At 66.9% G+C, this 21,241-nt stretch carries 11 protein-coding genes; 2 read left to right on the plus strand and 9 right to left on the minus strand.

Annotated features, from left to right (window positions below; translation table 11 throughout):
* Positions 1–83 precede the first annotated feature (83 nt).
* The gene (gene smc, locus ABQJ54_RS00985) at positions 84–3,593 is read left to right on the plus strand and encodes a chromosome segregation protein SMC (RefSeq protein ID WP_367852414.1); all 3,510 of its coding nucleotides are present in this window, start codon (positions 84–86) and stop codon (positions 3,591–3,593) included.
* Between the two features lie 110 nt (positions 3,594–3,703).
* A complete protein-coding gene (zipA, locus tag ABQJ54_RS00990; protein WP_367852415.1) occupies positions 3,704–4,693 on the plus strand; it encodes a cell division protein ZipA in 990 nt (329 codons plus the stop codon).
* Positions 4,694–4,958: 265 nt separating this feature from the next.
* On the opposite strand, the gene ABQJ54_RS00995 is transcribed toward zipA, so the two are convergent.
* The 9 genes from ABQJ54_RS00995 to ABQJ54_RS01035 all read right to left on the minus strand — a co-directional run bounded on the left by ABQJ54_RS00995 (position 4,959) and on the right by ABQJ54_RS01035 (position 21,241).
* On the minus strand, positions 4,959–5,810 hold the full coding sequence (locus ABQJ54_RS00995; protein WP_367852416.1) for a sulfotransferase family protein: 852 nt from the start codon (positions 5,808–5,810) through the stop codon (positions 4,959–4,961).
* A gap of 82 nt (positions 5,811–5,892) precedes the next feature.
* The gene (locus ABQJ54_RS01000) at positions 5,893–6,900 is read right to left on the minus strand and encodes a LacI family DNA-binding transcriptional regulator (RefSeq protein WP_367852417.1); all 1,008 of its coding nucleotides are present in this window, start codon (positions 6,898–6,900) and stop codon (positions 5,893–5,895) included.
* A gap of 16 nt (positions 6,901–6,916) precedes the next feature.
* Positions 6,917–9,643, minus strand: coding sequence for a glycoside hydrolase family 2 protein (locus ABQJ54_RS01005; protein ID WP_367852418.1), 2,727 nt, complete (start codon positions 9,641–9,643; stop codon positions 6,917–6,919).
* A gap of 4 nt (positions 9,644–9,647) precedes the next feature.
* Positions 9,648–11,036, minus strand: coding sequence for an APC family permease (locus ABQJ54_RS01010; protein ID WP_367852419.1), 1,389 nt, complete (start codon positions 11,034–11,036; stop codon positions 9,648–9,650).
* A gap of 200 nt (positions 11,037–11,236) precedes the next feature.
* Entirely contained in the window at positions 11,237–14,356 is a 3,120-nt protein-coding gene (locus tag ABQJ54_RS01015) for a TonB-dependent receptor (RefSeq protein ID WP_367852420.1), read from the minus strand.
* Between the two features lie 344 nt (positions 14,357–14,700).
* The gene (locus ABQJ54_RS01020; RefSeq protein WP_367852421.1) at positions 14,701–15,756 is read right to left on the minus strand and encodes a glucokinase; all 1,056 of its coding nucleotides are present in this window, start codon (positions 15,754–15,756) and stop codon (positions 14,701–14,703) included.
* A gap of 430 nt (positions 15,757–16,186) precedes the next feature.
* Positions 16,187–17,755: an APC family permease gene (locus ABQJ54_RS01025; protein WP_367852422.1), complete on the minus strand. Its 1,569-nt coding sequence runs from the start codon at positions 17,753–17,755 to the stop codon at positions 16,187–16,189.
* A gap of 25 nt (positions 17,756–17,780) precedes the next feature.
* A complete protein-coding gene (locus ABQJ54_RS01030; RefSeq protein WP_367852423.1) occupies positions 17,781–19,568 on the minus strand; it encodes a DUF885 domain-containing protein in 1,788 nt (595 codons plus the stop codon).
* An 80-nt stretch (positions 19,569–19,648) separates the two neighbouring features.
* The gene (locus ABQJ54_RS01035) at positions 19,649–21,241 is read right to left on the minus strand and encodes an aldehyde dehydrogenase (NADP(+)) (RefSeq protein ID WP_367852424.1); all 1,593 of its coding nucleotides are present in this window, start codon (positions 21,239–21,241) and stop codon (positions 19,649–19,651) included.

The following is a 21,241-nucleotide window of genomic DNA, read 5'->3' on the forward strand; positions in this document are numbered from 1 at the left end:
GCATTGCGGCACCGCCCCTCCTTTGGCACAGTGCCTTGTCGCCCCTGTTTGCGGGCGCCCTCCGATTCCCCTGCGATGACCGCATGCGCCTGACCACGATCAAACTCGCCGGCTTCAAGTCCTTCGTCGATCCGACCACCCTGCACTTGCCGGCCAACATGACCGGCGTGGTAGGTCCGAACGGCTGCGGCAAGTCCAACATCATCGACGCGATCCGCTGGGTGATGGGCGAGAGCGCGGCCAGCCGCCTGCGCGGCGACTCGCTCACCGACGTGATCTTCTCCGGTTCCACCTCGCGCAAGCCGGTGGGGCAGGCCACCGTCGAACTGATCTTCGACAACGCCGACGGCACGGTGCAGGGCGAGTACGGCCAGTACGCCGAGATCTCGGTGAAACGCCAGGTGACGCGCGATGGGCAGTCCTTCTACTTCCTCAACGGCGCACGCTGCCGCCGCCGCGACATCACCGACCTGTTCCTGGGCACCGGCCTTGGCCCGCGCAGCTACTCGATCATCGAGCAGGGCATGATCTCGCAGATCATCGAGGCGCACCCCGAAGAACTGCGCACGCACCTGGAGGAAGCCGCCGGCATCTCCAAGTACAAGGAGCGCCGCAAGGAAACCGAGAGCCGCATCAAGTCCACCCGCGAGAACCTCGACCGCGTGAAGGACGTGCGCGACGAGGTGGACAAACAGCTCGAACACCTCAACCGCCAGGCGCGCGCGGCCGAGCGCTGGAAGGCCTACAAGGAAGAGCAGACCCGCAAGGAAGCCGAGCTGCGCGCGCTGGAATACCGCGCGCTGAAGGGCCAGCACGACGGCGAGGGGGCAGGGCTTTCCGCCGCCGAGATCGAGATCGAGAAGCAGCTGGCCGGCCAGCGCGAGATCGAGGCGCAGATCGAAGCCATGCGCGAGCGCCACACCGGGGCCGGCGAACACCTTAACGAGGTGCAGGCCGAGGTCTACAAGGTCGGCGCCGAAATCGCCCGCGTGGAACAGCAGGTGCGCCACAACCGCGAAACCGCGGACCGCCTGCAGCGCGCGCAGGGCGAGGCCGAGCGCGAACACAACGAGCTGGCCGAGCACATCGCCGGCGACCGCAGCCAGGTCGAAACGCTGCGCCTGGCGCTGGCCGAGGGCGAGCCGAAACTCGAAGCCCTGCAGCAGATGCAGGACGACACCGCCGAAGCCCAGCGCAGCGCCGAGACGAAACTCGCCGACTGGCAGCAGCGCTGGGACACGCACACCCGCACCGCCGGCGAATCCAACCGCGCCGCCGAAGTGGAGCGCACCAAGCTCAACTACCTCGACCGCCAGGCTATCGACCTCGCCCGGCGCCGCGAGGCGCTGGAAGCCGAACAGAAGGCCACCGACCTCGCCGCGCTGGACGCCGCCGCCGAGCAGATGCATCTGGAGCACGACACCCAGCGCGAGAAGGTGGAGTCGCTGGGCGGCCTGCTCGACCAGCACAAGACCTCTCACGAAAAGGTGCTGGACGAGGAACGCCAGCTGCAGTCCGCGCTCAACGAAGCGCGCTCGCAGCTGCAGACCGCGCGCGGCCGGCAGTCCTCGCTGGAGGCGCTGCAGCATGCCGCGCTGGGCCAGGAGGAGAACGCCGCCAGCCAGTGGCTGGCCCGCCTGGGCCTGGACAAGTCGCCGCGCCTCGGCGAGGCGCTGCAGGTGGAAGCCGGCTGGGAAACCGCGGTGGAAACCGTGCTCTCCGGTTTCATCGACAGCGTGCTGGTGGATGGCGCGCATGCGCTGGCCGCGGATTTCAGCGCGCTGGAAAACGCCGACGTCGCCCTGCTCGATGCCGCTGAAGGCGGCGCCAACACCGCCGGTACGCTGGCCGCGCACGTGCGCGGTCCTGCCGCGGCCATGGCCATCCTTGGCCATGTATTGATCGCCGATACACTGGACGAAGCGCATCAGCGTGTGAGTGGCCTGTCCGCGCTGGCGCCGTACCAGTCGGTGATCACCCGTGGCGGCGAATGGCTGGGCCCGGGCTGGGCGCGCGTGCGACGTGCGCAAGGCAACCAGGTCGGCGTGCTGGCACGCGAGCGCGAGATCCGCATGCTGGCCGAACAGGTCGCCGCGCTGGAAGCACGTATCGAGGAATGCACCGCGCAGCTCGACGACCTGCGCACGCGCAAGTTCGAGGCCGAACGCGCCCGCGACGACACCCAGCGCGAGCTGTACAACGCGCATCGTCGCCAGAGCGAACTGGCCGGCCAGCTGCAGAGCCATCGCGGCAAGCTGGAAACCGCCCGCGCCCGTGGCGAGAAGGTCGCCGGCGAACTGTCCACCCTGGTCGAACAGCTCGACGAATTGCAGGCGCAGACGCGCGAAGCCCGTGCCCGATTGGATGAATCGGTCGGCCACATGGGCGACCTCGAAGACCAGCGCCGCGAACTGGAAAACGAACGCCGCGCCCTGCTGGAAACCCGCGAGGAAGCGCGCATGAACGCGCGCGAGGCGGCCGACCAGGCACACGCGCTGGCGCTGTCGCTGGAATCCAAGCGTTCCTCGCTCACCTCGCTGGAACAGTCGCTGGCGCGCATGGAGAACCAGCTGCGGCAGATCGAGGCGCGCCGCGGCGAGATCGCCGAGCAGCTCGCCGCCGGTTCCGACCCCATCGCCGAACTCGAGGCCGAACGGCAGACCTATCTCGACCAGCGCCTGCTGGTGGACAAGCAGTTGGTCGAGGCGCGCCGTGCGCTGGAGGAATGCGACATCGCCTTCCGCCAGCTGGAGCAGCGCCGCCACCTCGCCGAGCAGGGCCTGGCCAGCCTGCGCGAAAGCCTGTCCGAGAAGCGCCTCGCCGCTCAGGCATTGCAACTGCGTGCCGAACAGCTGGCCGAGGCGATCGCCGCCTCCGGGCTGGAGCTGGAAACCCTGCTCGCCGAACTGGCCGAGGACGTGGACGCGTCGCAGTGGAAGCAGCAGCTGGCCGAGCTCGCCCAGAAGATCGTGCGGCTGGAACCGGTCAACCTCGCCGCGATCCAGGAACACGCCGAACAGAGTGAGCGCAAGGTCTACCTCGACAACCAGATCGCCGACCTCACCAGTGCGATGGAAACGCTGGAGGGTGCGATCAAGAAGATCGACCGCGAGACGCGCGCGCGCTTCAAGGAAACCTTCGACAAGGTCAACGCCGGCGTGCAGGAACTGTTCCCGCGCCTGTTCGGCGGCGGCCATGCCTACCTCGAACTCACCGGCGACGACCTGCTCGACACCGGCGTGGCGATCATGGCGCGTCCGCCCGGCAAGCGCCCGTCCAACATCTCGCTGCTCTCCGGCGGCGAGAAGGCGCTCACCGCGGTGGCGCTGGTGTTCGCCATCTTCAACCTCAACCCCGCGCCGTTCTGCCTGCTCGACGAGGTGGACGCGCCGCTGGACGAAGCGAACGTGGGCCGCTTCTCCAGCATGGTGCGCGAGATGAGCGAACGGGTGCAGTTCATCTTCATCAGCCACAACAAGGCCACCATGGAGGCAGCCAGCCAGCTGTGCGGCGTGACCATGCGCGAACCCGGCGTGTCGCGCCTGGTGCAGGTGGACCTGGCCGAAGCGGCTAAACTGGCGGGCACCGCCTGAGCCGTCGCCGGCGCGCTGGCATGCATTGAGGAGCGAACCCGGACGACTGCCGGGTTCGCGGATTCGAAAACCGCCTGTGGGTGGTGCTCGAACTACACGAGGAACCGATGATGACGCTGCAACCCGTGCTTGCCCTTGCCTGGAATCCGGCGGTCGGCATACCGCTGCTGATCGTCGGCGTGGTCGTGCTCGCCCTGATCTGGCTGTTCGGCAAGCCGAAGAAGGAGCAGCAAGGCAGGCGGCGTGCACCGGCCGGACAGGGCACGCATGGCGGCGAGCGCCGTGAACCCACGCTGGGCGAACCCGGCGACGAAGACGGCCTTTCCTTCAGCGCCACCGACCATGATCTGGCTGACGAACCGCCGCCGCAGCAGGGCGAGCTGGATGTAGGCCTGCGCGAGGAACTCGAACGCCTTGGCGCCACGCTCGCCGGCGAACGCAACGCACCGCTGTCGCGCGGCAAGTTGGCAGGGCAGGCTGCCTCGATCGTCGATGCATTGCGCGCGCCGTCGTCGCCTCCGCCGGCGGCAGCGACACCGGCTGCTCCGGCGCCGGGTCCGGCACCAGCGCCTGCACCGGCTGCAGCTGCGCCCGCGCCGCAGGCATCCCGCATGCCGCCGCGTTCCGATCTCGGCCGCCGTCCGCCGCAGGTCGCGGTGGAGCGCATCGTCACCCTGTTCGTGATGGCGCGTGAAGGCAGCCACTTCAACGGTTCCGACCTGATCGTGGCGGCCGAGAAGGCCGGCCTCGAATTCGGTGACATGGGCATCTACCACCGTCTCGTCGACGGCAAGCGCGAGCTCGGCCCGATCTTCAGCGTCGCCAACATGCTCAAGCCAGGCAGCTTCGACCTGTCCCGGCTCGACGCATTGCGCACGCCCGGCCTCAGCTTCTTCATGACGCTGCCCGCGCCGCTGCCCGCACTCGACGCGTGGGACACCATGCTGCCCACCGCGCAACGCATGGCGGAACTCCTGGACGGCCAGGTGCTGGACGAGGAACGCAACGCGCTCGGCCGCCAGCGCATCGCCCATATCCGCGACGAACTGCGCGGCTGGGACCGCGACCACGAAGGCGAGGAAATCCACTTCGGGCGCTGAGCGCGGACGACAGTCTCGGGGGTGCGCCGGCCGTCGTGATCGGAACAGGCCGGGCTGCCGGCACTTCTGAACCAGGCGATTCCGGTCGTCGATGACGGCCAGGTGTCGCACGCAGTGTTCCACGATGGCGTTGCTGCTCCGCCGGCCGCGGCAGCGCGGGATCAGCGAATGTTGTCGGGTACGCCAACCCGCTCCGTATCCAGCCAGACCGCGGCAGCCGTCGATCACATTGCCATCGGGCTGTTGGAGACTTCCCGGCGAGCGCCTACACGATAGGCACCTGGCTGACGTTGTTCTTCGGGTCCATCCAGAACGACTCGTTCATGAAGCGGCCGAAGATCTCGCGTGGCAGGATGGATGTGCGCTCGATCGGCTCCACCTTAGGACGCACGGTATGCAGGCCGGGCATGCCGACCCGGGCGTCGAACTCGTCCGCGGTGTAGGCGATGTGCTCGAAGTCGTGTTCGAACCAGGGTTCGCCGATGAACTGGTAGACCGCTCGCATGGCCGCGGACGGGTTGCGCACCAGGCTTTCGTAGGTCAGCACCAGCAGGTGGCCCGGGGCATATTGGCCGTAGAACGCATCTTTGGTGGCCTGGAAGGCGAAGCCCACCATGCCGCGCGGGTCGGTCAGTGCCTCGACGCGGGAGTACACCGTGGTGTTGGTGTCGAAGCGGAACACCTTGCTGACGCCGACCGGTTGCCGGCGCACCAGCCGCTCCATGCTGTCCAGCACCCAGGACAACTGGCGCACGCAGGCGATGACCTTCGCCTCCGGGAACAGCATGTCGAGCAGCTGCATCCGGCTGCACCACAGCCGGCTGGTGTCGAACACGATGCCGGCGTCGCCGCCCGCGTGCCCCGCATAGAAGTTCTCGACCAGGCCGCGCAGCATGGCGACGCGCTGCTCGTCGGAAACGTCGAACGAAAAATCGTTCTTGCTGCTCGCCTCCGCGATCACCACACCCATGATGTCGGCCAGCGGACTGGTCATGCCCGCGCGGAAGCGCGGGTTCTGGTTGAGGATGGCCGCCAGCAGCGTGCTGCCCGAGCGCGGCAACCCGGAGATGAAGTGGAATTTCCGGGGCGGCTTCGTGGCGTCGGGTGCGGCAGGCATGCGGGCACTCTCCTCTGGATCGGTACTGTGGACTGCGGGAAGCGGCCCCGCAGGGTGCCCGGCGAATGGTACGCGGCCCGGGCTATGACGTGGGCGCGGTCGAGGCGCGGATGCGCATTTCGTAGCCGACCTCGACCATCCTGGCGTCCCCCTTGCCGAGCACGCGCAGCAGCAGTTCTTCGGTGGCCCGCCGGCCCATCTCGCGCACGGGCTGGTGGATGGTGGTCAGGGGCGGCCACACCTGTGTTGCGATCGTGGTGTCATCGAATCCGCAGATGGAAACATCTCCGGGAACCGACATTCCGGCTTCCGCCGCGGCCCAGATCGCACCGACGGCCATGTCGTCGTCGGCGGCGAAGATGGCGGTTGGCCGCTGTGGCAATGCCAGCAGCTGGCGCATGGCCGCCACGCCCGACTCGAAGGAAAACCGGCCCTGGACCATGTACGCCGGGTCCTCTTCAAGTCCGGCACGCCTGAGGCCATCGCGAAAACCCGCCAGGCGCCAGATACCCGCGCCATGCTTGGGATCGCCAAGGATATGGGCGATGCGACGATGGCCGAGCGACACCAGGTGGTCCACCATTGCCGCGGCAGCTTCGCGTTCGCGCAGCATCACGCCGATGCAGTCCTTGGGGTGGTGCGGCGCGATCGAGGCAAACGGCAGGCCGCTCTTGCGCAGATGTTCCAGCAACCGCGGATGATCGGTGATCGGCGGCGTGAGGATCAGCCCATCGGGCTGGTGGCGCGACAGGATGTCGTCGATCCGTTCGACGAAGTCCGGCGACGCCGAGACCAGCGGCTGCACCATCATGCTGTAGTGCTGCGCCTCGCACGCCTCCAGCACGCCGGCCTGCACCTCCATGATATAGCTGGGCGAAAGGTTGTCGTACAGCAGGCCGATCATGAAGGAGCGACTGGTGGCCAGGCTACGCGCCGAGGTGAGCGGCCGGTAGTTGAGCGCCGCGATGGCGGACAGGACGCGCTGGCGCATGGACTCGCGCACGTTCGGCTCGTTGTTGAGCACCCGCGAAACGGTCTTGGTCGACGTGCCCGCCGTGCGGGCGACGTCGTCGATGGTCACGCGCGTCATGTAAGTCTGGCCGTCTTCAATGATTCGTTCCCTGCAAGGCGCCGGACGGGTTCTCGATGGTGACCGGGACGCTCCAGGTCGGAACGTTCCAGCCGCCCACTTCGATGACCGGCGGCGTCGTGTCCTGCGCACCGTAATGTGCGGTGAGGGTAAGCGACTCGCCCGGCCACAACGTGACGTCATTGTCACTCCACAGGACCGGCAGCACGAGATCGCCATGTGCGGCACGCCTGATCGACACGTGCTGGAACAACCCCGGGGCCCTGGATGAAGCAGGTACCGCCAGCGCGACCGTGACGACGCTTTCGCTGCCCTCGCGCCGCATCGTCGCACGGACCTCGTTCGCGGCGGCCGGCAAGGACTGCAGCGCGGTCAGGTCCCCGTATCGCGTCACCGGCGTGAGATACCAGTTCGAATGCGCCCAGTCGAGCTCGTCGGCCTGGGTGGAGAGCCAATACACGTTCCGGCTGACCGGCTGGCCGTCGGCGGAGGCGAGTTCGAGCTCGACGAAATAGGTGCGCGACAAGCCGGCCGGTGTCGGCAACGTCGCCAGTTGCCGCGTGCCGTTGCCGGCGAGATCGATGTCCCGCAAGCGTTGCTCGTAGCGCACGCTGCCGTCCAGGTTGCGTACGCGTATGTGTGCCTGCAGGCCGCGTTCGGCGGTGGACGTCTGGTTGACCAGCATGACCGCGCGCGTGTCGTACGAGTACTGGATGTGCAACGGTTCGTTGGCCTTCTTGGCGCCGAAGTAGGCGCCGGCCGGATTCAGGAAGTAGTCGTACAGGTGCCAGTGCAGCGAAGGCCAGGCGTTGTTGAGCATCCAGTAGATCACGCCGGTCGAGGGGTTCGCCGCGCCCATGTGCGCGTTGAACGCCTCGAACTGCGCGCGGACGTTGTCGTAGTTTTCGAGCTGGGCCTTGGCAACGTAGTCCGCGAGGCTGCGGGGGGCGCCGTAGCGCCGGGCCAGCGCCGTGTCGAACGGTGCGATGCTCGCGAACGGCGACCAGGCCGCGGAGGCGTGGTACTGCCGCGTCTGCGGGTACATCCACAGGGCTTGCTGCTCCTGCGGCGAGAGCATGTGGACCAGGTCTTCCAGCCGCGGGATGTCGGCACCTGCGCTGACCTCGGAATCGAAGCCGAACGCCCCGCCAAGCTTGTCGGCGTACCAGTATGCCGGCGGAACCCATGCATAGGGTCCGGCCATCTTCATGCCGGATGGCCCGGTCTCGGCCGTGGCCTGGTCCGATGCCGCGGCAATGATCGGCATCGTCCAGTCTTCGGCATGCAGGGTGTCGACATACATCTTCGCGACGGCTGGCGGTGGCGCATTGTCGCTGCCGATCAGGAAGCCGATCACCGACGGGTGGTTGCGCAGCAGGCGTGCTTCGCTAGCCATGGAGTCCTTGGCTACCTGCTCGTCCGATGCGTCCCATGGTGCGCCGCCCGTCTTCGCCGCCGACTCCCATTTGTCACAACACTCCCAGCCGGCCAGGATCATGATGCCGTCGCGGTCGGCAAGGTCGTAGAAGCGCGTGTCTTCCAGCTTGCCCTCGCTGCGGATGGCGTTGAGCCCGAGGTTGCGGATGTAGCTGAACTCGGCCTCCATGCGCCGGGGATCGTCACGCAGGAACATGTCCGGCGCCCAGCCCGCGCCACGGATCAGGACCGGCTTGCCGTTGACGAAGAACTGGCGGTAGCCCTGTCTGGTGAGATTCGAACTGACGCTGCGTATGCCGAATGTGGCGCTGGCCTTGTCGGAAATCGCGCCATCGACAAGAGCGCTCATCTCAAGCGGGTACAGCGGATGCGCCCCCATGCCGGCCGGCCACCAGATCTTCGGATGGCTGAGGTCGAGGCCCGGGTCGGTGCCGGGCGAGAACGACACGGTCTGCGTCTGGCCGGGCGCAAGATGGATCGTCTGTCGCAGCGAAACGCCGGCCACCTCGCCCGTGATCGTTGCCTCGTGCGCCATCGTGTCGAGGTTGCGCGCCTGCACTTTCACGGTCAGCGCGGCATGCGCGAGATCGGGCAGCGACAGCGCCGGCATCACCTGCGGGAAACGTAGTTCGACCGCTCCCGTCCGCACGACGTCCACGCCCCGCCACGGACCCATGTTGTTGTCAGGTGGCGTCGGGTTCCAGTCGACCCAGCCTATCGAGAGACTCTTTCTCGGGTCGCCCGGATGCACGCGCAGCGCGAGGATGTTGGTGCCCGCATGCACCCAGCGCGTCACGTCGAGCTCGTGCACGGGGTAGGCGCCGGCGATGTCGCCGTGACCGGCAACCTGGTGGCCGTTCACCCACACGTCGGCGCTCGCGATCATGCCGTTGGTTCGGAGCAGCGTGTGCAGTCCCCGTGCTCCTTCGGCAAGGGTGAATTCGGTGCGGTACCACCAGGGATTCACGAACAGGTTGCCGCTGGCGTCGGGCACCTGCACCGCCCGCAGGTTGTCGCTGTAGAACACATCCTTGTAGGCACCGTTCTCCAGCAGCCCAGCCATCACTGTCGCGCGACCACTCACCGGGTACCAGCCCCGGGTGGAGAAACCCGCGGCGGAAATCTCGGCGCCACCTTGCTGCGCCTTGTCGCTGGCCTGGATCTGCCATCGGGCCACGGCGGTCGTGGAGCCCGCGCTGCCGTCCACCCGCGTGGGCGCGAAGGCGGCCCCGGCGCGAGCAAGCGGTATCGCCGTCGATGCCACCAGCAGCATCGCCAGGAACAGGGGTTTGGCCAGGATTCGCATGGAGTCAGTCGCTCCCGAGATAGGCTTCGCGGATTTCCACCGGCGCAAACGGCCAGGACCGGTTGACCCTGGCCCAGATCGCGAACACCACCAGTCCGGCGACGATCCACGCGCCAGACAGGATCAGCGACAAGGCGGACGCCGAGACGTACACGTAGACCCAGCCCAGCAGGGCAATCACGCACGGCACCGGGTACAGCCATTGCCTGTACGGCCGCCGCAGTGCCGGCTGGCGCCTGCGCAGCACCACCAGCGCGGCGATCTGCGCGATCGACTGCACGATGATGGTTGCGGCCAGCAGCATGTTGATGACTTCGGTGAGGTCGAAGAACGTGCCGATGGCCGTCACCACGCCCATCGTCAGCAGGGCCACGTGCGGAAAACCGTGCTTCGCGTGCAGCTTGCCGAACACCGACAGGAACACCTTCTCGTGCGCTGCCTGGAACGGCACGCGCGAGCCACCAAGGAGACCGGCAAAGACCGAGGCGAACGCCGTCACGATGATGAGGATGGTCATGCCCGAGGCGGCCAGATGCCCCCAGCTGCGCTCCACCACCAGCGAGGCCACGGATTGGGATCGGGCGATCTCCTGCCACGGTGCCACGCCAAGCACGCTGATGTTGAGGATGAGGTAGACGATCATCATCGCGATCACCGAGATGATGATGGAGCCGGGCATCGTGCGGCCCGGATTGCGCAGCTCGTCGCCCATGTATGCGGTGGTGAAGTAGCCGAGGTAATCGTAGATGCCGAGGATGAGCCCCGCGCCCAGACCCACGAAGAAGTGGCTGCCGAACACGCCGGCGGGATAGCTGAAGGCGTAGCCCGCATGGAAGTCCGAGAAACCCGCCGCCGACACGCCGATGACGGATACCAGCATGATCACCCACAGCGCGATGGTGATCGCGCGGATCGATTCGATCCGCCGGTACAGCAGCCAGGTGACGAGCCCGGTCGCCGCCAGGCTGACCAGATGCACCGGCCACCAGCCCAGGCGCGGGAAGAAATATTCCAGGTACTCGACCATTCCGATGATGCCGGTCGACATCAGCAGCGGGATCGTCAGCAGCACCGTCCAGATGAACAGGAACGGCATCAGCTTGCCGGTGCGGTACTGGAAGGCTTCGCGAAGGTAGACGTAGGTACCGCCGGAACCCGGCATGGCGGCGCCGAGTTCCGCCCAGACCATGCCGTCGGCCACCGCGAGGATGGCTCCGGCGATCCAGCCGATCACCGCCTGCGGGCCGCCCATGGTGGCGACCATGATCGGGATGGTGATGAACGGCCCGATGCCGCACATCTGCGTCATGTTGATCGCCGTTCCCGAGAACAGGCCGATGGAGCGATGGAAGGCGTTGTCGCGGACGGGCTGGGGCGCGCTGGAATCCTGCATGGTGGCCTTGGTTGTTTTGAGTTGTTCGTCGAACCTTGCCTAGCGAGTCCCTCTCCCGCTTGCGGGAGGGGGTGCCCGAAGGGCGGGAGAGGGTTCGGGCGGAGCGAAATGTCGAAGCAAGTCCGAACCCTCTCCCCCACCCCCTCTCCCGCAGGCGGGAGAGGGGAGCAAGACCCGGGCAGCGAGGGGAACTGCCCGGATCACCATTGCCCACGTATGCCGAACATGAACATGCGCTCGGAGAAATTCGAATGCGCCGGCTGGTCAGGCCACACGAGATAGTAGTGCTGGTACTCGTTGGTGAGATTGGTGCCGTCCAGGAAGATTTCGGCGTACTTGCTGAGCTTGTACGACACCGACGCATCGAGGTACTTCTGCGGCGCTTCGTACATCTCCATGCCGGTGATGCCGCCCACGCTGTCTTCCACGGCGCGGCGCGAGCGGTAGTTGTAAGCGACGCGGGCCTGGAAGCGGTCGTCCTGGTACCACAGGATGAAGTTGCCGGACTTGGTGGAGTTGTCCTGGAACGGGATCTTGGCGCCAGACAAGTCCCTTTCGCCCGAGTTGCTGGGTGCGTAGGTGGCGTTCACTTCCATGCCTGTCTTGGACAGGATGCCCGGCAGGAAGGTGAAGCCCTGGCGGTAATCGAACTCCGCGCCGTGGATGCTGTTGCCGGACCCCTGCACGGGTTCGGTGATCACGATGCAATGGTCGCGCACCACGCCGTCCTCGTCCGGGAAGGTGCAGTTGGTCACGTTGCCGTCCTTGATGAAGCTCTCCATGTCGATGCGGAACAGCGCGAGGCTGACCATGCTGGTGGGATTGATGTAGTACTCCAGCGATGCGCCGTAGTTGGTGGAGCGCCACGGATTGAGATCCGGGTTGCCGGTGGAGGTGCCGTTCGCGACGCGGAAGATCGGGCCTTGCGGCGTTTCCATCAGCGAGTAGTTCAGCTGCAGGCCGCCGCCCCACTGGCTGAGGTCGAGCGGCATCATGTTCTTGGAATAGGCCAGGCGGAACTTCAGGCTGTCGGTGATATCCAGCGAGAAGTTGGCCGACGGCAACACGTCCTGGTAGCTGCGGTTGGTGATGGAGGTGCCGGCGGGGGCAGCCACGTCGCCGTAGGAACCCGGGGCGCCGACCAGGTGCTGGGTCACGTTCAGGTCGGAGTGGATCATGCGCACGCCGACGTTGCCGCTATAGGGCATGTCACCCCAGGTGCCGCTGAAATCGCCTTGCAGATAGCCGGTCAGTTCGCGCAGGCCCACGCCCCAGGTGGTGCTCGGATCGTCCGCGATGATGGTGTCGGGGTAGAGCGATTTCCAATAGGAAACGGGGTTGATCAGCGCGTTCGGGTTGACCGCCCAGAAATTGATGCCCGAGCCGAGCAGGTTGGTGTATTGCTGCCAGTTGCCCGACAGCGGCGCCGCAGTCTTCGGCATCGAGATCGCGGACAGCGGCCCGGCGCGGTAGTAGCCCTCCGCGTTGCCCGCGGTGCACGAGCCGCTGTCCATCACCACGTCGGCGCCGACGTAACGCACCAGGCACCCGTTCGGGTCGCTGGCCCCCATGCCGGCATAGACCGGCGTTTCCAGCGTCCAGCCGATGTTGTAGGCGCTGCGGACGCTGTCGCGCACGCCGAACTCGAGCTGGAAGCCATCCTGGAAGTCGTACTTGCCGTCGAAGCGCAGCGCGTTGAGGCTCACCTGGCGGTCGTAGTTGCCGGAGGATTCCAGCGTCTTCATCGTCCAGCCGGAGGGATTGGCAAAATCGCTGGCCAGCGACTGGGGCATGCTGACCGTAAGATAGCGGCCCCCGAAATTCGCGATGATCGGTACCGTGTTCTGCGGCACGCCATTGGCATTGAACACGCGGTCGCCGCCCAGTTGCGACGGGTAGACCATCGTGCCGGCCGGCACGGAGACGCCGTCATTCAACACGTTGGGCCACAGCGCGCCGTCGGAGTCGGAAATGTTGAGGTCGGTTTCGACATTCGACTGGAATGCCGTGTCGTGGATGCCGCGCAGGCTGCCGGTGAAGGAACCGCCGTTGTCGTAGTCCAGTTGCAGGTTGAAGTTCTTCGCGTTGGAACTCTTCTGCGTGATCTGCGAGAACGACTCCACGTCGCCCGGCCACTTTTCGTACACCTGCGTGGTGAACATCTGCATGCCGTTCCAGCCGGGCTCGGGTGTGCCGTAGGAACCGAGGGCAGGGCTGCCAGTATTTCGCGATTGCAGCGGCACGTAGGTCGCACCCTGCCAGTTGGTGGAGTTGAACTGGATGCCGACATTGGTGTCCCACTCGCGCTGCTGCGAGTAGAAGTAGTCGCTGGTCAGGCTGAAGCCGTTGCCGAGATCCGCCTGGAACGACATGTTGCCGGACTTGCGCTTGCGCTGGGTGATGGTGTCGTAGAGGCTGATGTCCTGGCTGCCCATGAACACGCCGTTGGATTTGCCGTCGCCATTGACGTCCACGCTGCCGTCGGCGTTCTGGCGGATCTGCGACGGGATGGGCGCGCCGTTCCACGGTGTCAGGAAGCCGTTGTAGCCGCCTGCGCTGGCCGCGTTCTCGCCGTTCAGCACCACGCCGTACTGGTCGAGGCCCTCGGTGGAGTTCTCGCGCGTGGTGTTGGAGAAGTCGGCGGAAATCAGCAGGCCCCACTTGCCATTGTCGTTGTACGAGATCAGGCCGTTGGCCTCGGGACCCCAGCGGTCGGTGGTGCTGCCGCGTTCGCCATTGGTGGAATAGCTGTAGGTGAAGCCGCTGGGCAGGTCCCAGGGGCGGTAGGTGTGCAGGTCGATCGCCCCGCTGATGCCGCCGTCGGTCTCGTTGGCCGTGGACGATTTGACCACGTCCACGCCGTGGAACAGTGTTGACGGCAGCATGGTGAAGTCGGGCTGCTGCGAGTCGATCTGGTCCGCCGTGATGAACACCTCGCCGTTCAGCATGGTGCCGACCTGCGGCAGGCCGCGCACGTCCACCGAGGTGCCCACGCCGGCATCGCGGTTGATCTGCACGCCGGTGACGCGCTGCAGCGAGTCGGTGATGGTCACGTCGGGCAGGGCGCCGATGTTTTCCGCCGTGATGCTGTCCTGGATATCCTGGGCGGTGCGCTTCAGGTCGATCGCGCGCATCTGCGATGCGCGCACGCCGGAGACATTGACCGTGGACAGCGTGACTGCATTCTTGGCCGCATCGGCGTTGCTGGTCTTGGACTTGGCTTTCTTGGCATCGGGCGATGATGTTGCCGACGTGTCTTGCGGCGTGGTGGCCTGCGTCCCCGGGTTGTCCGCCTGGGCACCCGTACGCGGCGATGCCATGGCCGACGTCGCCACGGCGGCGAGCAATGACATGGATATGGCAAATGACAAGGGGTGCCTGCGATGTACGGTGGACATGAGCTTTCCCTCTTGGTGGATGTCTGTCGAACCTCTGGTGCTCCGCGGTACTTCAATACGTGCGTAGCTGGACGACGCCTGCGGCATGGCGCGTCGCCATGCCGCTGCTCGATGCATCGGTCATGGTCCTGCGTGCCATGACCGCTTCCATTCGGTATTCCCCTTACGCAGCGCGCGTCCTGCGCGCCGCCTGATTCAGAAATGCCATTTGGGCCAGCGCTTGTCGGCCGTGAAGGGACCGCCCATGGCGAGACTCGTGGCGCGGTTCATGGGATCGACCCGGCATGACGCGGTATCGCGCCAGCCGCCGCTCCGCGCCGGAGATACCACCTGGCTGCCCCCAGCACGCCATGGCGGCCGTGTTCCGTCACCCACACCGGAACCCGCGACAGCAGCGCGCGTGCGCTGCGACCGTGCAGGAACCGCTCTTCGAAAGCGCTGCGCTCGAGCAGCGTGAACATGGAATACAGGAACCCGCCGGCCAGATACACGCCGCCGACGGCCATGAACGCCATGGCGAGGCTGCCGGCAAAACTCCCCAGCGCTGCGCAAAAGACCTCCACGGCTTCCACGGCCCGCGCGTCGCTGCATGCCGCAGCCGCTGCGGTGACGGCTTCCGGCGTGGCGAGCCTCGGCGTTTCTCCATGCAACACGCACAAGGCTGCATACGCGGTCAGCAGGCCGGGGCCTGACACGATGTGCTCATACGGCACATAACCGCCATCCGGCGCCAGGTACGCCAGGAGCTCGCGCTCGCGAATCGAATGCGGCGCAAAATCCATCTGACCGACTTCCGTCGTCAACACGACGTCGCCTGCGGGACCCGGCAAGCGAACCGCCGCGCCAAGGCCGGTTCCCGGTCCGATCACCAGGGCCGGACCATCGGCATGGATGGCCGGTCCGCACAGGCGGCGGCCGTTGCGGGCAATGGAGGTGTCGAATGCGTACCCCAGTGCCTCGAAGTCATTGAGGACGGCAACGTCATCCAGGGCAAGCGCCTGGCGCAATTGCGGCGGGTGGATGGGCCAGGCGAGGTTGTCGTTCAAGACCTCGTCACCCATCACCTGGCCCGCGCAGGCGAGTACACAGTGCCGCACCGGTACCTGCGCGTCGCCATCGATGAATGCCTGCAGCAGCTCCGCCAGCCCCGGAAAGTCCGCGCACACGAACTTGCGGTAGGCAAGCACCTCGACGCCGCGTCCGGGGTCCGGCGAGACCCGCATCAACGCGACACGGGCGTGCGTCCCGCCGACGTCCGCCGCCAGAAATGACGTCGTCGGGGTATTCGCCTGTCGACCCGGATAGTCGGTTGCCGCGTTCATCGCGCTCCCCCGCAATAGAACGGGCATCAGCTTGCGAGCCATTGACACCGCTGTCAATTTGCAAAGCGGCATGCTGGATCGGAATCGCGGATATAGTTCAATTCATTGTTTTATATAAAAACAATGAAAAATATGAGTGCTCGATACGAGCCATTGATGATGCGTCGCATCATTTTCGGCCAAACGCTGTGGAATGATCATGGTGGCGACTGGAATAGGGCTGCTCGCCAATCTCTCGCCCGTCTGCGCGAACCATCCACCGACTGTGCCGATGTCGCGCACCCATGGGGCTTATCAGACATGCGGATCGCTACATCCCAGGCTGCAAACCGCACGGATTCGCGATCACCTCGACGCCCCGTACTGCGGGACCAAGGCGCAACTCGCAACACGAAGCGGCCCGCGCACGAACACAGGTGAGCTGGATGGCTCAGTCGGCGTCGGTGCCCAGGTCCAGCCGCTGCGCGGGCAGGCCGCTGCGCGCGCCCCAGTGGTAGATGAGCAGTCCGACCAGGGCGACGGCCAGCGAATCCCAGGGATGCGCCAGGCTGCCGCGACCGCCGAAGCTGCCCAGCCAGGACAGCGCGATGAGCAGCGCGTAATAGGCGACCAGCCACCACGTCGCGGAGACTTCGTGCCGCAACCGTGCCCGCCCGTCCGCCGTCGGCAGGCGGTACAGCACGTAGACCGCGAACAGCGCGATCTGCAGCCCGAGCAACCAGGACACGGTCTGCCAACTCGACCAGTACACGATCAGGGTGGCGACGATGAAGGACAGCGGGCCGAGCAGGCTGATCGCGCGGACCCGGAACGGCCGCGCCAGCTGTGGCGCGTTCCGGCGCAGCGCGGCGACCGTGATCGGCGCCATCGCATAGCTCAGCACCAGGGCCGCCGAGACCACGTTGATCATCGCCTGCCAGGAGGGGAACGGCAGTGTCCAGAATACCGACAGGGCGAAGCTCAGCCACAGCGCCGCGCGCGGGATGCCCGAGCGTTCGTCGATGTGCGTGAAGCATGGAAAGAAGGCGCCGCTGCGCGCCCATGCATACACCACGCGCGGCGTGGCGTTCATGTAGATGTTGCCAGTGCCGCTGGGCGAGATCACTGCATCGCAAACCACCAGCGTGGCCAGCCAGCCGATGCCAAGGGTCAGCGCGATGTCGTGGTAGGGCAGCGCGAACAGGGTGCCCATGTCGCTCCAGCCATGGGCCAGCAACGACGCGGGGATGCTGCCGAGGAAGGCCAGCTGCAGCAGCAGGTAGATCGCGGTGGACAGCAGCACCGACAGGATCAGCGCGATCGGGATGGTGCGCTGCGGGTCGCGCACCTCGCTGGCCACCGAGACGATCGGCGTCAGCCCGAGGTAGGCGAAGATCACGCCGCCGGCCGAGACCGCGCGCTCCACGCCGCCGAAGCCGTGCGGCGCGAAGCCGTGCAGGTGCATGTTCTGCGGCTGGTAATGCGTCAGCAGCACCACGATCACCAGCAGCGGCACCAGGAACTTGAAGATGCTGACCAGGTTGTTGGCCTTGGCGAAGGTCTTGACGCTGAAGTAGTTGAGGACGAAGAACAGCGCGAGCAGGGCCAACTGCACGAACCAGCCGAGCACGGTGGGATCGCCGGCCGCGTCGCGGCTGAGCGCGGGAAACCAGGCGGCCGCGTACTGGCGGCAGGCCACAGTCTCGATCGCGATCAGGCTGGAGAAGGCGATCAGGGTGACGAAGGCCATCAGCGAACCCAACAGCACGCCGTGCGAATACTCCGGATAGCGCACCACGCCACCCGCGCGCGGCAGCGCCGCGCCCAGCTCGCAGTACACCAGGCCGAGCAGCAGCACCGCGGCGCCGCCGATCAGCCACGACACAATGCCGGCGGGGCCGGCGATGGCGGCCACGTGGCTGGCCGAGAACAGCCAGCCGGAGCCGAAGATGGCGCCTAGTCCGATGAAGGTCAGGTCGGTGAGGCTGAGCTCCCGATGGAAGCTTCCGCTGGCTGGCATGGGCGACGGTCCGGTGGCGGTGGGGTCAGTGCGAAGCGCAGTTGCAATCCTTGCCGTCGGCAGCCTTGCCGTCGGCATACGGCGACTTGCCGCCGTCGGCGATGAAGCGGTCGATGCGTGCGTTGAGCACCGGCAGGGGCACCGAGCCGGTGGACAGCACCGCGTCGTGGAAGGCGCGGATGTCGAACTTCGTCCCCAGCGCCTGCTCGGCCTTCGCGCGATCGTCGCGGATGGCCATTTCCCCCAGGTAGTAGGAAAGCGCCTGGCCCGGCCATGCGATGTAGCGGTCCGCCTCGGTCTCGATCTCGTGATCGGCCAGGGCGGTGTTCTCGCGCAGGTAGTCCTGCGCCTGTCTGCGCGTCCAGCCCATCGCGTGGATGCCGGTATCCACCACCAGCCGCGCCGCGCGCCAGGCCTGGTAGCTCAGGTAGCCAAAGCGGTCGTACGGGGTCTTGTAGATGCCCATCTCCTGGCCCAGGTACTCGCAGTACAGCGCCCAGCCTTCGCCGTAGGCGGAGATGTAGCTGTAGCGGCGGAAGTCGGGCAGCCAGGGGAACTCGGCCGCCAGCGGCATCTGCAGCGCGTGTCCCGGCGAGGATTCGTGCAGGGTCAGCGCCGGCAGCGAGTACAGCGGCCGCGACGGCAGGTCATAGGTGTTGACCAGGTAGACGCCGGGGCCGCCGCGGCCGCCGGTGTAGAACGGCGCCAGGTCCGCCGGCACCGGCTTGATCGCGAAGCGCTCGCGCGGCAGGTGGCCGATGTACTGGCCGATCACGCCGTCCACCTCCTTGGCGATCCACGCGGCATCCATCAGCAGTTCCTGCGGCGTCTTCGCGTAGAAGCGCGGATCGGTGCGCAGGTAGTGCAGGAAGTCGGCGAAGCTGCCCTTGAAGCCGGTCTGCCTGATGGTGTCGAGCATCTCCTGGTGGATGCGCGCCATCTCCCTGAGCCCCAGCGCGTGGATCTGCTGCGGGCTCATGTCCAGCGTGGTGTATTCGCGGATCTGGGATTGGTAGAAGGCCTTGCCGTCGGGCAGGTCGTAGGCGGCGATCGAGTCGCGCGCCTGCTTCATGTAGACGTCGCGCATGAACTGCAGCAGCTTCGTGTAGGCCGGGATCACCTTCGTGGCGATCTCCTGCAGCGCCTGCGCCCGCAACGCGGCCTGTTCGGCGGCCGGGATGTTGCCCGGCATCTGCTTGAATGGCGTGTAGAACAGGTTGGCTTCGCCCTGGGCGGCTGCGATCCCGGCGATGTAGGCGTCGCGCCCCTGCAGGATCACCTTGGGCTGGCTGAAGCCGCGCGCCAGGCCCAGGCGCATGTTGGCGATCTGCTCGTCGAAATAGCGCGGGATGTCGCCGAGCTGGCTCAGGTAGTCGCGGTAACCCTGCAGGCTCTGGATATGGCTGCGCGCGGTGAAGCCCAGGTCGCTCCAGAACGCCGTGTCGCTGTTGAACGGCATTTCCCAGGTGCGGAATTTCTGGTCGTCGAGCAGGCTGCGGATCTGGTAGGCGTAGACGTCGTAGTTGACCTGGTCCGCCGGCGTGAGCTGGTCGCGCGGGATCGTCGCGAGTCGGTCCGCCACCTGCTGCCAGCAGGCCTGCCGCCTGGCCTGGGTATCCGCATCGACATGCGGCAGGTGTGGCGCGGGATCGCCGGGATGCGAATCCTCGTCGGCGGTGAACTGGTCCTGGCGCCATGCCCATTCCTGCGTGTACAGAGCCTTGAAGGCGGCGTCCGGCGTGCCGGCGGCGTGGGCCGGAGCGGCGGTGGCGAGGCCGGCGGCGCAGGCAAGGCCGAGCATCAGCATGGACATGGCGGTCTTTCCGTGTCAGGTGGTAAAGGATGGGTCGATGGCCAACGTCGTCCATGGCGCCAGTCCTTCGATCCGGTTGCTCATGCGGAACCCAGGTCGGCCTCGCTCCAGCGACCGTCCACCAGCCGGGGCAGGCCGCCGGGATTGCGGTCGCGCAGCTCGGGCGGCAGCAGCGGATCGGGCACGTGGTCGTAGCAATGCAGCGCGGCGAAGCGACGGATCGCCGCCGGCATACCGACGGCGGTGAAGCCCGGGTGGCCGGTACTGGGATAGGGACCGCCATGGTTCATGGCCGCACTCACGGCCACGCCGGTGGGCATCCTGTTGCCGATCAGGCGGCCCACCCGCGGGCGCAGCGCCGCCGCCACGCGTTGCCACGCGTCGTCGTCGCGGCCGTCGCCGGCGCGGTAGATCGTACCGGTGAGGTTGCCTTCGAAAGCCGCCGCCAGCGCGGCCATGCTGTCCACGCCTTCGGCGCGTACCAGCAGGCTGACCGGGCCGAAAGCTTCCGTCTGCAGCGCGATCGGGTTGGCGAGGAATGCCGCGGCATCGACGCTGAGCAGGGTCGGCTGGTAGCGATGGCCCGGGCCATCGCCACGCTGGCCGCCGGCCAGGCAGTGCGCGCCGGCGGCGCGCAGGGCGTCGACGCTGCGCACCAGGTGGTCGAGCACGCCGCGCGAGAACAGCACGCCGGCGGGTGCCGCGGCGAAGCGTTCGCGCGCTGCTTCGACAAAGGCTTCGCCGTCCACGCCGCTGGGCACGATCACCACGCCGGGGTTCGTGCAGAACTGGCCACTGCCCATGGTGCAGGAGGTGAAGAACTCCTCGGCCAGCGCCGCACCGCGCTCGGCCAAGGCGCCGGGCAGCAGGAACACCGGATTCACGCTGGAAAGTTCCACGTAGACCGGGATGCCGGCGCGGTCGGCCGCGTCCTTGATCGCCAGTCCCGCGGCGCGGCTGCCGGTGAAACCGATCGCGCCGAGGCGGCTGTCGCCGCACAGGCGCAGGCCGAGCGTACTGTCGAAGTGATACAGCATCTGCACGGCAGCCGCCGGCAGCCCACTGGCGAGCAGCGCGGCATGGGCGATTTCGGCGAGGCGCCGGCTGGTGTGCGGATGCGCGGGATGCGCCTTGGCGATCACCGGATTGCGCGCGGCGATCGCCGAGGCGAAGTCGCTGCCGGCGATGGCGTTGAAGGCATACGGAAAATTGTTCGGCCCGAACACCAGCACCGGCTTGTGCAACGGGGCCAGGTGTGTGCGCAGGCCGGCGGCGGTGTCGACCACCGGCTGCGTCCAGCTGCGGTTGCGTACCGTGACGGCAGCCTGGCGCAGCTGGCCGCTGGTGCGCGGCAGCTCGACCTTGGCCAGGCGCGTGTCGCGTGGCAGACCGGTCTCCGCATGGGCGAGCACGGCCAGCTCCGCGTTGGCCGCGTCGATGCCGTCGGCATAGGCGTCGAGGAAGGCAGCGATGCGTTCGGGCGCAGTCGCCGCCAGCTCTGCCGCGACCACGCTGGCGGCAGCCAGCGCAGCCTCGATGTCGGTGGGGCCGGAAACCGGAAAGTCGCCGTCGATCGCTTCGCCGGTGGCAGGGTTCTCGGCATGGAAACTGCCGATGGCATCGCAGGCCTGGCGCCAGCCGCCGGCAATCAGGACAGGGGCCGTGCGTGACAT

The organism is Rhodanobacter lycopersici, assembly GCF_040812335.1.
In the GTDB taxonomy this organism is placed as follows: Bacteria; Pseudomonadota; Gammaproteobacteria; order Xanthomonadales; family Rhodanobacteraceae; genus Rhodanobacter_A; species Rhodanobacter_A lycopersici.

Excerpts from the sequence above, each read along its gene's own strand:
- smc (WP_367852414.1), top strand. The coding sequence starts at position 84 with ATGCGCCTGACCACGATCAAACTCGCCGGCTTCAAGTCCTTCGTCGAT.
- zipA (WP_367852415.1), top strand. The coding sequence starts at position 3,704 with ATGACGCTGCAACCCGTGCTTGCCCTTGCCTGGAATCCGGCGGTCGGC.
- ABQJ54_RS00995 (WP_367852416.1), bottom strand. The coding sequence starts at position 5,810 with ATGCCTGCCGCACCCGACGCCACGAAGCCGCCCCGGAAATTCCACTTC.
- ABQJ54_RS01000 (WP_367852417.1), bottom strand. The coding sequence starts at position 6,900 with ATGACGCGCGTGACCATCGACGACGTCGCCCGCACGGCGGGCACGTCG.
- ABQJ54_RS01005 (WP_367852418.1), bottom strand. The coding sequence starts at position 9,643 with ATGCGAATCCTGGCCAAACCCCTGTTCCTGGCGATGCTGCTGGTGGCA.
- ABQJ54_RS01010 (WP_367852419.1), bottom strand. The coding sequence starts at position 11,036 with ATGCAGGATTCCAGCGCGCCCCAGCCCGTCCGCGACAACGCCTTCCAT.
- ABQJ54_RS01015 (WP_367852420.1), bottom strand. The coding sequence starts at position 14,356 with ATGGCATCGCCGCGTACGGGTGCCCAGGCGGACAACCCGGGGACGCAG.
- ABQJ54_RS01020 (WP_367852421.1), bottom strand. The coding sequence starts at position 15,756 with ATGAACGCGGCAACCGACTATCCGGGTCGACAGGCGAATACCCCGACG.
- ABQJ54_RS01025 (WP_367852422.1), bottom strand. The coding sequence starts at position 17,755 with ATGCCAGCCAGCGGAAGCTTCCATCGGGAGCTCAGCCTCACCGACCTG.
- ABQJ54_RS01030 (WP_367852423.1), bottom strand. The coding sequence starts at position 19,568 with ATGTCCATGCTGATGCTCGGCCTTGCCTGCGCCGCCGGCCTCGCCACC.
- ABQJ54_RS01035 (WP_367852424.1), bottom strand. The coding sequence starts at position 21,241 with ATGTCACGCACGGCCCCTGTCCTGATTGCCGGCGGCTGGCGCCAGGCC.